General features: G+C 33.9%; 15 protein-coding genes. 3 read left to right on the top strand and 12 right to left on the bottom strand.

Features of this window, described 5'->3' with window-relative positions; translation table 11 throughout:
- Positions 1–206 precede the first annotated feature (206 nt).
- Genes Y7E_RS0100450 through sleB form a run of 3 tightly spaced genes read right to left on the bottom strand, consistent with a single transcriptional unit; the run spans position 207 to position 2923 of the window.
- On the bottom strand, positions 207–803 hold the full coding sequence (locus Y7E_RS0100450; protein WP_017149346.1) for a YhcN/YlaJ family sporulation lipoprotein: 597 nt from the start codon (positions 801–803) through the stop codon (positions 207–209).
- A gap of 26 nt (positions 804–829) precedes the next feature.
- Positions 830–2170 carry a germination protein YpeB gene (gene ypeB / locus Y7E_RS0100445; RefSeq protein ID WP_017149345.1) on the bottom strand — a complete coding sequence of 447 codons (1341 nt, stop codon included), beginning with the start codon at positions 2168–2170 and terminating at the stop codon, positions 830–832.
- A 15-nt stretch (positions 2171–2185) separates the two neighbouring features.
- Positions 2186–2923: a spore cortex-lytic enzyme gene (gene sleB, locus Y7E_RS0100440; RefSeq protein WP_017149344.1), complete on the bottom strand. Its 738-nt coding sequence runs from the start codon at positions 2921–2923 to the stop codon at positions 2186–2188.
- A 145-nt stretch (positions 2924–3068) separates the two neighbouring features.
- Here sleB and Y7E_RS0100435 point away from each other — a divergent pair, with 145 nt between their 5' ends.
- Entirely contained in the window at positions 3069–3401 is a 333-nt protein-coding gene (locus Y7E_RS0100435) for a YqzG/YhdC family protein (protein ID WP_017149343.1), read from the top strand.
- On the opposite strand, the gene Y7E_RS34000 is transcribed toward Y7E_RS0100435, so the two are convergent.
- The 7 genes from Y7E_RS34000 to kynU all read right to left on the bottom strand — a co-directional run bounded on the left by Y7E_RS34000 (position 3376) and on the right by kynU (position 9189).
- The gene (locus tag Y7E_RS34000) at positions 3376–3519 is read right to left on the bottom strand and encodes a hypothetical protein (RefSeq protein WP_017149342.1); all 144 of its coding nucleotides are present in this window, start codon (positions 3517–3519) and stop codon (positions 3376–3378) included. The genes Y7E_RS0100435 and Y7E_RS34000 overlap by 26 nt on opposite strands.
- A 21-nt stretch (positions 3520–3540) precedes the next feature.
- Positions 3541–4281 (bottom strand): hypothetical protein, encoded by a 741-nt coding sequence (locus Y7E_RS0100425; RefSeq protein ID WP_017149341.1) that lies wholly within the window; start codon positions 4279–4281, stop codon positions 3541–3543.
- 267 nt (positions 4282–4548) lie between these two features.
- The gene (locus Y7E_RS0100420; protein WP_017149340.1) at positions 4549–5457 is read right to left on the bottom strand and encodes a serine hydrolase domain-containing protein; all 909 of its coding nucleotides are present in this window, start codon (positions 5455–5457) and stop codon (positions 4549–4551) included.
- Positions 5458–5708: 251 nt separating this feature from the next.
- On the bottom strand, positions 5709–5951 hold the full coding sequence (locus Y7E_RS0100415; RefSeq protein ID WP_017149339.1) for a hemolysin XhlA family protein: 243 nt from the start codon (positions 5949–5951) through the stop codon (positions 5709–5711).
- 441 nt (positions 5952–6392) lie between these two features.
- Positions 6393–7232 (bottom strand): tryptophan 2,3-dioxygenase, encoded by an 840-nt coding sequence (gene kynA / locus Y7E_RS0100410; protein WP_017149338.1) that lies wholly within the window; start codon positions 7230–7232, stop codon positions 6393–6395.
- Positions 7233–7270: 38 nt separating this feature from the next.
- Positions 7271–7900: an arylformamidase gene (gene kynB / locus Y7E_RS0100405; protein ID WP_017149337.1), complete on the bottom strand. Its 630-nt coding sequence runs from the start codon at positions 7898–7900 to the stop codon at positions 7271–7273.
- Between the two features lie 2 nt (positions 7901–7902).
- Positions 7903–9189 carry a kynureninase gene (kynU, locus tag Y7E_RS0100400; RefSeq protein ID WP_017149336.1) on the bottom strand — a complete coding sequence of 429 codons (1287 nt, stop codon included), beginning with the start codon at positions 9187–9189 and terminating at the stop codon, positions 7903–7905.
- Positions 9190–9348: 159 nt separating this feature from the next.
- Here kynU and Y7E_RS0100395 point away from each other — a divergent pair, with 159 nt between their 5' ends.
- A complete protein-coding gene (locus tag Y7E_RS0100395) occupies positions 9349–9966 on the top strand; it encodes a TetR/AcrR family transcriptional regulator (protein ID WP_017149335.1) in 618 nt (205 codons plus the stop codon).
- Between the two features lie 94 nt (positions 9967–10060).
- Here the strand turns inward: Y7E_RS0100395 and Y7E_RS0100390 are convergent, their stop codons facing one another.
- Positions 10061–10303: a DUF3977 family protein gene (locus Y7E_RS0100390; protein WP_017149334.1), complete on the bottom strand. Its 243-nt coding sequence runs from the start codon at positions 10301–10303 to the stop codon at positions 10061–10063.
- A 203-nt stretch (positions 10304–10506) separates the two neighbouring features.
- Between Y7E_RS0100390 and Y7E_RS0100385 the strand changes: the two genes are divergently transcribed.
- Positions 10507–11058: a hypothetical protein gene (locus tag Y7E_RS0100385; RefSeq protein WP_017149333.1), complete on the top strand. Its 552-nt coding sequence runs from the start codon at positions 10507–10509 to the stop codon at positions 11056–11058.
- A gap of 136 nt (positions 11059–11194) precedes the next feature.
- On the opposite strand, the gene Y7E_RS0100380 is transcribed toward Y7E_RS0100385, so the two are convergent.
- Positions 11195–13051: a sigma-54-dependent Fis family transcriptional regulator gene (locus Y7E_RS0100380; protein ID WP_017149332.1), complete on the bottom strand. Its 1857-nt coding sequence runs from the start codon at positions 13049–13051 to the stop codon at positions 11195–11197.
- Between the last annotated feature and the right edge of the window lie 83 nt (positions 13052–13134).

Raw genomic sequence — 13134 nt, 5'->3', positions numbered from 1 at the left:
CTGAATTTTCATTTCCTTGTTTTATATGTAAACCTCCTTCTTTGTTAATTATTTTTCATCATTTTCAGATGGTTTTATATAATTTTATATATTGTTGAACTATTGTAACTTCCTCATTATTATTAAATCATATATTCCTCTTTCAATAAACCGAATATTAATAATTAACAAAAACATCTCGCGCCATATAGCACGAGATGTTTTTGTTATCTTTTAAGATGAGTATTCGATTGATCTTCTTGTTCTTTTCTTAATTGGTTTTCCTCATTTTTCGGTAATTGTTTGTCATTTTCTTTAATTGGATTCGTTTCTTTATTTTCTATCATATCATTTGGTACTTGTGGCATAACACGTCCAACAATTGCAGCAAGTTCATCAAGAATTCCTTCGCCAGCTTTTCCATGTCTAATTTGATTCCCCATTTGCTTTAATCGTTCATACGTATCAACATCTGCTACAACAACTGCATTTGCACCATTTGGATCATGTTTTAAGCTTTCAGCAACAGAATACTTGATTGATTCCACTCGAGAACGATCCAATTTCGCTTTTACATCTATACCGACAACTGCATATTTTCCTACAACTACCGCTGTTGCATCTTTCACCCCTGGTATACTAGAAGCTAAAGATGCTAAATGGTCTGCTACCTTTTCATTTGGCCTGTTTTGATCTGCCTTATAATTAACGTTTCTCATGGAAATATTTTGTTGCTCTTGTTTTTCTTGAGCATTATTTTGCTTCCCAACACTACATCCTGTAACAGCAAAACAAATCATAAGCATGTATATAAGAATTTTCATTATTCTCACCACTTTATCATTGATGTTTAATCATAAATTTTTTCGATAGCCTGCATCTTTTTCACTTTTTCTTCTCTTCCGTCATTCGCATTAATAAAAATTTGGTACGTATCTTTTCCTAGTGTACCAATAAATTCATAGCACAGTACTTCCTTATGCACGTCATTTACAATAACCGCTTGACGCTCTTCCATTACTTTTACATCTGGATTAATTTTCTTTCTTGCATCCGCGGCCGTTAATGTTGCAGTTGGAATGGTCCGCTTTTGATGTGATGCTAAATAATCTTTTGCTGAAAAACCAACAATTGATCCATCATCTAAAGCAATTTTCATTTGAATTGCTTCTGGATAAATACGCACATTATTTTCATTAACAACGTAGGTAAACACACCGATATTATCGTATTGTGAACTATCATACAGCTCCATATTGGTAAACTTATGGTCCTTTAAGAATGTTAATCCTTTACTTCCTGCGTCATTCAAACTAATTTTCGGTTCCTTAATCTCACGGTCATTCATCACCCAAATTGGATATCCACCTTTTTCGGTAATATCCATATAAAATTCATTCTTTGTTTTAGGATCTTGAATCTTTACACTATAAAAGGATTCTTTCGCACCTTTTCCACTTTTCTCAACTTCTACTTTTTCATTGCCTTTTAAATTTAAAAACGATTTTGCAATTTTTGCTGCTTCATCTTTTGAAATTGCTTTGCCTTCTGCTTGAAATCCGCCCTTTTTCTCCTTTTGTAAGCTTGTAAAGGTCGGACCAAAGTTAGTTGAAGAATAGGATGTTACATTTTTCTCAACCGTTTTAAATCCATCTATTATCGTGTTATCTGCTGGATCTTTATTTGATGCAAGCGCAAGTTCTACATCCATCCAACGTAAATTATTTTTTAAAACAAGATGTTGTACTTTTCGAAGCTCGTCTTGAATATCCCCTGCATTTGAATATAAATTTTGCAATGCTTTATACTCTTGATCGTTTAAAGGCTCTTTCTCTAAATCGCGAATTGCAGTACGATAACTAAAATCACCAATATTCGCTAGAAATTCCTCTGTTTTATTAAACGGCATTAATGTTAAAGGTAATTGTCCTACATCAGAACGAGCTTCCGATGTTAGACGCCATACATCTGATAATGCCGGTGATAATGATGTACGTGAATTCATTGCGAGTGTTGTTCCAATTTTATCGTGTAATAAATCAACTTCATATGTTAAATCATGAAAAGCTCGCTGGTAGCTGTTTTCAGCTCGAATCAGTACTGCATTTTTTTCTTGATGTTCTTTATAACCCCAATATCCTGTTCCTACTACACCAATTGTTAACAATACAATTATGATACCTCGTAACATTTTTTCACCTCCACTCTATTTACAGAAAATGTGTTTTCCAATTTTTTTAATTTGTGGTCGAGTCCAAATCCATTTACTCGTTGCGGTATCTGGATTGAAATAATACAGTGCATTTCCAGTAGGATCCCAGCCGTTAATAGCATCTAATACTGCTTTTTTAGCTGTTTCATTTGGTGTTAAATAAATTTGTCCATCCGCAACCGCAGTAAAAGCTCGAGGCTCAAAGATAACGCCAGATACTGTATTAGGAAAAGATGGACTCGTTACACGGTTTAAAATAACTGCAGCAACTGCAACTTGTCCTAAATACGGTTCACCACGAGATTCACCATATACAGCATTCGCCATTAATTGGATGTCATTTTTTGAATAACCATTTGGTACATTTGAACCTATATTTTTGGGTGGCTTATTACTTTGTCCACCAGTCGGTTTCTTATATTTTGTTGCTTTCACGAGCATCTGCTTCGTCTTAGCCCCCGCTAAGCCATCAACAGGTAAACCAAACTTTTGTTGGAAGTTTCGCAGTGCCCAATATGTACCCCAACCAAATACACCATCAACTTTTCCTTTATAAAATCCGTTATATTTCAATCGAGACTGTAATTCAATGACATCTTCTCCAGAGGCACCCCTTTGAATTACTTGATTAGAAAAGGCTTGGACATTTCTCGTTTGCCCGCTACTTACAATTATAGATATACCGATTAATACAAATAAAATCAGTATTTTAAAAATAACTGTATGACGCATATAGTTCCCTCCTTATTTGTAGTAATGATTTCATGGTTATGTTTTGTAAATAAAACGCTTTTATGTAAAAAAGACAAAAAAATCCAAACTTATATGATTTAGACTGCATGTATACAATAAGGAAAACGAATAAAAGGAGTTTATTATGAAGCGTATTTTTGCATGTTTCGTATTAGGAATTGTATTTGCTACAGCATATTGCAATACATATACCCATTCATCTGTTGTTCACGCACAACCACCCTATGCAAAATGGGGTAAACTTGCGGTAGAAAAAACGAAAGAAAAATATCCAACAGCACAAATTATTGATTACCTTCATATTGGGAGAAAGCCGAAGACGGTGAATATAACAACTGAAAAATTTAAATTATGGCTGCGTGAAGATGGAAAAGAGTATGGGGTTTTTGTTGATGTAGAGTTTGATACAAGAACGGAGAAGTTTTTGAAGATTACATTTCAGAAAAGTAGTAGTTAAAATGGGGTTCCATCAGCATGCATTCTTCTACACTGATGGTTAGTAAACCAATCCAGATTTCACGGACAGTTTTCCCACCTATTTTCTTTTGTTTCTTCAATTCTTGACGTTCATTCATGCAATAAACAAAAAGAGGGAATCATTCGATTCCCTCTTTTTGTTTATCATTTGTATACTGCAAAGCTTTTACATACGTTTCTCTCTTCTCAAGAGCTTTTTTTGCTTCTTCAGCTGTTAATACATAATCTACTACAAGATTATGTATTAAGTTCTCATCAGCATCTGGTAAAATAATTTTCATATCTTCAATTCTACACTTACTCTGTTCAATTGTTTTATTAAAACTTTGTATATTCCTTGCAATTTGAGCTAATTCTTCCATATGTGAAGAGTTGTTTAAATCTAAAAAAACGTTACTTTTAAAAACCGCTGTAAAATAATGATTCGAATTTTTCTTAGTTGCTTCCTCAACAATTTTTTTATCAAAAACGACATTTCCCGTTTCCATTTGATCAAATAAAAATATATTGTTATTTAACAATTTGGCATTATATTTTTTATATTTCTCTAGTAAGTCATTTGCTTCTTTTTTTAGTTTATAGTTATCATTAGTTACTTTAGGAGAAATTTGGCCATCAACCTTAAGTTGGAATTCCAGATTTGGGTTTTCTAATTGTTTTACATAAGCAGTTCTCGTTTCTGGGCCAAATAAATTCTTTCCGTCCCCATGTGTTTCAACTTGATTTAGCTTAACAGAAATACCATAATAAGACTTTGCATAAGCCTGTGCTTTTTTCTCAATTTCTTTATCTGATATGTCACAAGATGTTAATGGTAGCAACAGAACGAGTAGACTCCACATAATTTTTATTTTTGTCATATTTCATCTCCTTTTTAATCGTAATTTTATAATACAAAAATATTAAAATTAATAAAGAAAAATAAAATTCTACTCATAATTAGTAGAATTTTATTTTTCTAACAATGTAAACCTCAACCAGCAAATGAACTATTACTTATTAGTTCACCATTACAACTTTCATATTTTTATTTATTCTTTCACTCAAAACTTAGAGTGTATTCATTTAGCGCTAATATTCCCCTTTTTATTACCATTTAACTTTACATTCACATAAAAAACAAGAGTTTATGAAAACTCTTGTAAATGCTCTATAAATAATTTAAGCGGTACTAACCCACGCTTTGGCATTTGACTGCTTATTACTGCTACAAGTTCTAACTGTGGCATAATAATAATATATTGCCCACCATACCCCATTGCAAAATACATAGAATACGGTATGTGAAATCTTTCGTTATCTAACACCCACCAGTGATACCCATATGCTCCGACATGCTCATATGTTTGAAACCGAGCTACACTCGACTCTTCAATCCATCTTGCCGATACAATTTTATTTCCATCCCAAAATCCATTTTGCAAACATAACAGTCCTAATGTTAATAAGTCATCGACCTTCATTTTCATACCAAATCCACCGACATGAATTCCTTGGGGATCTTGTTGCCACTCATATTCAGCAATATGTAATGGCTCAAATAAATATTTCTTCGCAAATTGTTCAGTCGACATTCTTGTTGCGGCTTGTAAAATATAGCTTAACAGATGGGAAGAACCTGAGTTATAATTCATTTTCGTACCCATTTCTTCTATTAATGGTTTCTGTAAAATGTATTTTACCCAATCGTCTGATTCCACAAAATCATTAGGAAATACGACTCCATTCCCGAACTCCTTCCACTCTTCACCAGTTGTCATTGTTAACAAGTGATAAATAGTTAATTCTTTCTTTTCTTTTGGTACATTTGGAATCCATTTTGTAATAGGTGTATGTATGTTATTTATATAACTTTTATCTATCGCAATACCAATTAGAATAGATATGATACTTTTAGTGATTGAATTAATTTTATATAAATTTTGTGCGCATTCTTTTGTTTTATAGTATCTCGTAGTCAACTCACCTCGTTGAAATACAAGAAATGCATTGACTTTCTTCAGTTTAAACATATTTTCTAACGTGTGAAAATCCAATATTTATTCCTCCAAATACTTACCTTTTCTAATAGTCTTTACATATCTTCTTAGACAATATGTTTTACATCGAGAATATTTGGTATTCATTCCAAGTATGTATTAATAATTTTTATTATAAGTAATACTAATTATCAATAGCTACTATTTTTTCCTTTTTAAAAAATCTCTTCATCATTCATAAAATAAAAAGAGAGACGCTTGTCCCTCTTTTTTCACAATAATATCTGTACTTTAAATCCGTTGTTGTATTACAATGTACCTTTCATCACTAAGCCTAAAATCCCCATTACAACTGCCCCGATAATAATTCGCAAAATCCAAGTTGTGTTCATACTAATTTTCTCTAATTGCTTATTTATTGTCGCAATATCTTTTTCATTTATAGTAGTGCGCGTTTCTAAATTTCGGATATCACGCATTATCTCTTTTTGCTCTGACTTTAAGCTATCTATTTTTTGATTAAGTTGTTTTAGTTCTTTTAACTCTTCCATTCTTTCACTTCCTTATTTGAAATAAATAAGAAACAGTATTTTTTCCTATTTTGACTTCCCTCCCTCTAACCAACTTTTATAACATCTATATATCTTATTCTAAAGATAACAAAAACGTTCTTCTATAAATAAAACCAACGCTATTAGCAATTTTTCAATTATAACCTTGTTTTAAAAGTGTGATACTCTTTTGTGCTAGTATATGTTTCTCTTCACCTAGCTAAACCGTTTCATTTGTTCTTACATTTGTCTAGTAACAATATATGATCTGCTTCATTAAACATCTTTACATTGATGGAATTCCATACGAAAAAAGACCTTTCATTTATTTGAAGGGTCTTTTTTATTAATTATTTAAAAATCTTAATTAGATAACACTTTATTAAACAAGAATGATAAAGATAGAACTTCTTAGTCACCTTAATAAGAGCTACTGACTTTTTATAACTTCGTCCGCACATTCCAAAGTTCAGGGAAAAAGCATTGATCAAGAACACGCTTTAAATAAGAGACACCAGACGATCCACCCGTTCCCATTTTATGACCAATAATGCGTTCTACAGTTTTCATATGACGGAATCGCCACTGCTGGAGCCAGTCTTCAATATCAATTAACTTTTCTGCAAGTTGATATAAATCCCAATATTTCTTCACATCAGAATATACTTCTAGCCATGCTGCTTCAACAGTCGCATCTTCTTCATAAGGCTGTGTAATATCACGATTTAGTACATCTTTGTGAATTGGGAATCCCTCTTTTACAAGTGCCTGAATTGCAACATCGTAAAGACTTGGCGAATGCAGCGCTTTATGCAAGCGAGCATGCAGCTCTGGATCTTTTTCATAAATTTTTAATGCGTGCGGTGTTTTATAGCCAAGTGCGTATTCAATCATACGGTATTGGTAAGACTGGAATCCCGATGCTTGACCGAGTGAATCACGAAACTCGATATATTCAGATGGTGTAAGCGTTGCAAGAATATCCCAAGATTGAATAATTTGTGATTGAATTTTTGAAACACGCGCAAGCATTTTAAAAGCTGGTGCCAACCTTTCATTTTGAATAGATTCAATCGCTGCGCTAAGCTCATGTAAAATCAACTTCATCCAAAGTTCACTTGCTTGGTGAATGACAATAAATAACATTTCATCATGATGATCGGAAAGCCTTTTTTGACTTCCTAGCAAACTATCTAATTGTAAATACTCTCCATATGTCATATTTTCTTTAAAATCCGTATGAATTCCCTTTTCCATGATTACTTTTTCATTTTCTTTCATAAAAATGAACACCCCTTCTATGCATCATCTGTCTACTCTTATAGTGGTCTTATTACAGCACGAACTGGACTACCATCCGCATCTGTCAATGCAAGTGGCAAAGCAATCAGTTCATAATCTCCATCTTGTACATGATCTAATAAAACATTTTCTAAAATATGAATACCGTGCTTGAATAATTGGTGATGCGCCGCTAATTCTTTATCATCTAGCGGGTCTACAGAAGGTACATCCACTCCAATTAACCGGATGCCCTTCTCTGAAAGAAACGGTGCAATATCAGCACGTAAATATGGAATTATTTTGGGGAACTCCTGTGTATTACCATGTGAAGAAGTCCGCAGTAATAACCTCTCTACACCATCTAAAGAGAATTTTTCTATTTCTTTTGCACCAATGCTTTCCATACTTGATACATCAATGATTCGAGCTTTCCCAACATAGACATTAACATCTAAATCTAGTACCTTTTTTCCGTTGTTATCAAAATGAAATGGTGCATCAATATGTGTACCCGTATGAATACTCATCGTTAATTTCCCCACATTGACAGATCCGCTTTGTTCTTTTGACCAAGACACTTCATATGAAAATGGGGTATCTCCTGGCCATGTCGCAATCTCATTATTTAAAGGTTGTGAAATGTCAATCCAACCAGCTTCTTTCATCGCTATGCCACAACCTCTCGCTTATTTTCGAATTGTTTATATTCTTCATCTTTCATGATCTTCTTCAAAATTTGCACAGACTTCCACACCTCTTCGTACGTATTATATAAAGCAACTGGCGCAAGACGAACACCATTCGGAGCACGAAAATCAGGAATAACTCCATTTGCTTTTAAAGCTTTACATATACGTGCAGCTTCTGGGTGCTCTAAATAAATATGTCCCCCACGTTTTTCATCCTCTAATGGATTTCCAATTGTAAATCCCATCCCCTTCAATTCATGATTGATTAAATCTAGCATATAGCGGGTAATGTGTAATGATTTTTCTCGCAATCTTTCAATGCCAGCTTCTTTGAAAATCTCAAGAGAACCGATGAGTGGCGCTGTACTTAATACGTGAGGTGTACCAATTTGATACGCTCCAGCATGTTCAGCTGCTGTTAATGTATGTTCCATATCAAATTGCTTGTCTTTTCTAGAACTAAACCAACCAGAAAGCCCTGGAAGGCGATCGAAATGTTTTTTGTTTACATATAATCCAGCAACACCACCAGGTCCTGCATTTAAATATTTATAATTACACCATACTGCGAAATCAACACCCCATCCCTTAAAATCATGCGGAATTGAGCCAATTGAATGGCATAAATCAAAGCCAATATGGATCCCGCGTTTATGCGCTTCAATAGTTAATCGCTTCATATCAAGAATTTGCCCGCTTCGATATAACACAGCCGGTAATAAAATTAATGCAATATCATCCGTCATTGCATCAATAATATCTTCCTCTTGCAGTGTTCTACCATCTTGACTCTTGACTTGTACGAGATGTTCATCTGGATCTAACCCTTTTAAGCGGATTTGACTTTGCAAAGCATAAATATCTGACGGAAACGTTAGTTCATCAGCAAGAATCTTTGTACGAATCCCCTTTGGTTCATAGAACGTCGCAATAACTTGATGAATATTCGTTGTCGTGGAACCGGTTACAATCACTTCTTCCGGTAAAGCACCTACAAGAGGCGCAGTTAACTCACCTAATCGCTCTGAAAGAAAGAACCAGGGATGTTCCCCCTCTGTCCATCCGTCAATACCATACTCCTTCCACGAATCTAGCATAGTAAATAAAGATTTCTCTGCTCTTTTAGAAAGTAATCCTAAGGAATTTCCGTCTAAGTATATTGTATCTGCTTTCTTATAAAATTCTTTTTGAAATTCAGCGAGTTCATCGTGTTTATCACATTGGGTTGCATACTCATAAGATGGTTCAAATGGCTCTTGATACATTCTCTCACCTTCTTTTAATTTTCTATTTATTCTAACTAATTGAAATATACCATTATCATTGACATGACGTCAATGATATTATGTCAGTTGACTTTTTACATTCTATTCCACTAGAATAAAGTTATATTTTCAGATATTTCAGTGTAAAGGGGTGGTATTTTGAAAAAAGAACATCTTTCATCCAGACAACATCGATCACTCGAAACAAGAAAGAAATTGCTAAAGTCCGGACAGCATATATTTCTAGAAAACGGATTTCACAAAACAACAATCTCTCAAATTATTAAACATGCTGAAACTGGTTATGGTACGGCATATGTTTATTTTAAAAATAAAGATGCAATACTCACTGTCCTTATGGAAGATGTGATGAATCGCTTTTACAACATTGCTGAACGATCCTTTTTTCCTAAAACAAAAACAGAAGCGCATGATATGATTCAAAATCAAGTACGTGCCTTCTTACAATTAGCTGAGGAAGAAAGAAATATATTGCAAGTTGTCGAAGAGGCCATCGGTGCTTCAAAAGAAATACGTCAAAAGTGGAATGAGATTCGTGAGCGCTTTGTGAGACGTATTATGCAGGATATTACTTATTCTCAAGAAAATGAGTTAGCACGAGATGAATTAAACAAGTCAATTGTGGCACGTGGCTGGTTCTATATGAATGAGATGTTTCTATGGGACATCGTTCGAAACAAAGAGGAAATAGATTTAGAGGGTATTGTTTATACACTAACAGAGATGTATTCAGCAGGGTTATATAAAAACGAATAGCACACTTTCCTTTACATGAAGAAAGTGTGCTATTCTATCATTCTTATAAAAATAATCGTTACAACAACATTCTTGGTAACGATATTTAATCAATTTACTGTAATCTACTTACAATTCCTAAAATACATTTATAATCATTTCGATTCTTTCGCATCTTCTTGTACCCTTCTTTTGAATCAAAGATCAAACAAGTTTTTCTAAACCAAACTCGTAAATAGCATGATTCAAAATAAATAGGTTTCACAACTCCTTTTTGCTCAAACTCTGTTCCATCTTCTCGCTTTATTTCTGTTCGGATAAACCATTTATTTCCGATACCAACTTCTACATATTTCACTTATAACTCTCCTTATATGAAATACCTGTAATCTCCTCTTAGGAAATGTTGTTCTAAACATTCTATTATTTCCCTGGTAAGCGCATGTTTTGACAGATTCTCCTTTGTTTCTCCCTTACTGAAGTTAGCATAAAGGAGAAAGTTCTATAATGACGAATAACTCAAAAATAAGTAAATATTGTCTTTAGAGAGGTATATGTATTATGAATAATCAATTTACTACCCTATTAAGTGAAATGATTTTTGTAGAAAGACAAAATAAATTTCAAAATCCAGATGTTGTTCTCTATCATCCTGGTCATTACACTGAATTAAATGAACAAATTATCACATTATTTCATGAGGAAGGCTTTAAAACGATTATGATTCCCAGTGTACATAATACATTTTTAAATGAAAATGAGTTTATCTTTCATAAAGAAATTCTAGTTAAATCAGGAATTCCTGAAGAATTAGTTATTCCAATAACAGGAGAAGCTACTACCGCTAACGATGTTATAAAAAATGCAATGCTTCACCTATCCAAAACAACAGTAAGTAAAAATATTTTACTAGTAGGTAAGACCTTTTTTATGAAGAGATTCTTACTGATAGCAACCGCATATGCTACTAGCAACATAACTATTGATGTTCTTCCATTACAAGATAATAGAAATCTTACGAAAGATACTTGGCACTTAACTGATATCGGTAGAAAGAGAGTATGGAATGAATATCATATGATTTCCCGATTCCTTCAGCAAAATTACATTTGAATGATATACCTTTATCCTATTAACTAATTAAAATGTATAAAAATTTTTATCGTTTACTATTTCCCCGGTAAGCGCATATTCCGACAGAACGTGCACTAACGTATAAAAGAAGCAGGTTGATAGAAACCTGCTTCTTTTACAACTGAAATCGCTGCATTCGTTTATAAAACGTACTACGCGGGACATCTAATAGTTTTGCCGCAAGCGATACATTTCCCTTTGTTTTTTGAAGCGCTTCAATCATTCCGTCACGCTGTATTTTTTCACGGAAGGTTAATGTATGTTCTGGCTTAACGTCTTTTTGTTCTTTTAATTCAAGACCTTTTTGATTTTCATGCATTGTTTGTAATAAGAAAGAAATTTGCTTTTCACATATTTCTCGTCCTTGCGAGAGAATATATATACGTTCTAACATATTTAACAATTCGCGTATATTTCCTGGCCATTCATGCTGTAGAAACTGATTACAAATACTAGATGGGAATTGAACATCCCAGTCTTTCTTTTTACAAAAGTCTTGAATAAAATATGGAATATCCTCTTTTCTTTCACATAAAGAAGGTACATAAATAGGATATACATGTAAACGATAGTATAAATCTTGGCGGAATTTCCCTTCTTCTACTAACTGCAGTAAATCACGGTGCGTTGCAGTAATGACGCGAATATCCACTGGCACTTCTCTCGTGCTTCCAATCGGTGTTACTTTACGCTCTTGTAAAACACGTAGAAGTGCTACTTGCATTTCGGGCGGAACTTCCCCTATTTCATCAAGAAAAATCGTTCCACCATTTGCTTGTTCGAATTTTCCTTTGTATCCTTGGCGGCGGGCACCTGTAAAGGCTCCTTCTCCATACCCAAACAGTTCGCTCTCCATTAATTCCTTTGGCAACGCTCCGCAGTTAACAGCTACAAATGGACCGTTTTTTCTTGTACTATTCTCGTGAATTGCTCTTGCAACATACTCTTTCCCAACACCAGTTTCCCCGCAAACATAAACACTTGCATCAGTCGGAGAAACAAGCTTGATTTCTTCTAACGTGTGCTGGAACGAATCGCTTATTCCCACAACTCCTGGAAAATGTACTGTCTTTTCCATTTGAAAAGAGTCATACACTTTTTCAGGTTGATTTCTTGATAAGTAGATACATTTCCCTATCATCCTATCATTATTATATACAGGTACCTCCATCCGACTTTGAAACCCGTACTGCAATAAATCATTTACCTTCATCCGTGACCAATCAGAAACTTGCTCTCGAACCGGTTTACTTGCAGAAATGACAACTTGCCGATGATTACAAATAATCAATGGCTCGTCACTATCAATTACATCTAAAAAACGATGAATTAATTCTAATTCATGTTGATGCACACGAATGCTACATTCACGCTCAATTGCATGTGCAATAGATGTTACCATCCCTAGCATATACGGATGGGAAAATTCAATCGGGCATGAAAAATCAAGGACACCAATTAACTTGCCATCATCATTATGAATCGTTGCGGCTGCACAGCTCCAGCTATGAGACGCGACAGAATAATGTTCTGTACCACTTATCATAATTGCTTCTTCTATCGCAAGCGCTGTACCAATCGCATTCGTTCCAACAGCTGCTTCTGTCCATTTCACACCTTCAATAAAATTAATATGCTTAGCTTGCTTTAACGTATTTTTATTTCCAGTTATAGAAAGTACGTATCCATCAGGATCTATTAATAGTGCCATCATTTGTAATTCATCTATTGTTTTTTTCATATTATGCAAGTGTGGTAAGGCTATATCAAGGAAGATTTCGCTTTTTTTCTTTTGTTCAAAAAACGTATTTGAAGTTAAAATATTCTGACCTTTATTCATATGCGGATTGACATTTGCTTCTTTACATCGGTGCCAAGATTCTGAAATTCTTTTGTTTATTCTAGTAGAATCGAGCACACCTTCATCAACAAACTTTTTCCATGTATGTAAGTAAAACGGTGAAGCTAACATTCTATCATCTCCCTTTTCTTCATTGTTGGAGATTCATTTTTAAGAGGGCATGCGAGGAAATATAATTTTATTATAAAACTCCA

The sequence above is a fragment of the Bacillus bingmayongensis genome, assembly GCF_000299035.1.
In the GTDB taxonomy this organism is placed as follows: domain Bacteria; phylum Bacillota; class Bacilli; order Bacillales; family Bacillaceae_G; genus Bacillus_A; species Bacillus_A bingmayongensis.
This window is presented reverse-complemented; position numbering and strand designations above follow the sequence as displayed.

Excerpts from the sequence above, each read along its gene's own strand:
- Y7E_RS0100450 (WP_017149346.1), bottom strand. The coding sequence starts at position 803 with ATGAAAATTCTTATATACATGCTTATGATTTGTTTTGCTGTTACAGGA.
- ypeB (WP_017149345.1), bottom strand. The coding sequence starts at position 2,170 with ATGTTACGAGGTATCATAATTGTATTGTTAACAATTGGTGTAGTAGGA.
- sleB (WP_017149344.1), bottom strand. The coding sequence starts at position 2,923 with ATGCGTCATACAGTTATTTTTAAAATACTGATTTTATTTGTATTAATC.
- Y7E_RS0100435 (WP_017149343.1), top strand. The coding sequence starts at position 3,069 with ATGAAGCGTATTTTTGCATGTTTCGTATTAGGAATTGTATTTGCTACA.
- Y7E_RS34000 (WP_017149342.1), bottom strand. The coding sequence starts at position 3,519 with ATGAATGAACGTCAAGAATTGAAGAAACAAAAGAAAATAGGTGGGAAA.
- Y7E_RS0100425 (WP_017149341.1), bottom strand. The coding sequence starts at position 4,281 with ATGACAAAAATAAAAATTATGTGGAGTCTACTCGTTCTGTTGCTACCA.
- Y7E_RS0100415 (WP_017149339.1), bottom strand. The coding sequence starts at position 5,951 with ATGGAAGAGTTAAAAGAACTAAAACAACTTAATCAAAAAATAGATAGC.
- kynA (WP_017149338.1), bottom strand. The coding sequence starts at position 7,232 with ATGAAAGAAAATGAAAAAGTAATCATGGAAAAGGGAATTCATACGGAT.
- kynB (WP_017149337.1), bottom strand. The coding sequence starts at position 7,900 with ATGAAAGAAGCTGGTTGGATTGACATTTCACAACCTTTAAATAATGAG.
- kynU (WP_017149336.1), bottom strand. The coding sequence starts at position 9,189 with ATGTATCAAGAGCCATTTGAACCATCTTATGAGTATGCAACCCAATGT.
- Y7E_RS0100385 (WP_017149333.1), top strand. The coding sequence starts at position 10,507 with ATGAATAATCAATTTACTACCCTATTAAGTGAAATGATTTTTGTAGAA.
- Y7E_RS0100380 (WP_017149332.1), bottom strand. The coding sequence starts at position 13,051 with ATGTTAGCTTCACCGTTTTACTTACATACATGGAAAAAGTTTGTTGAT.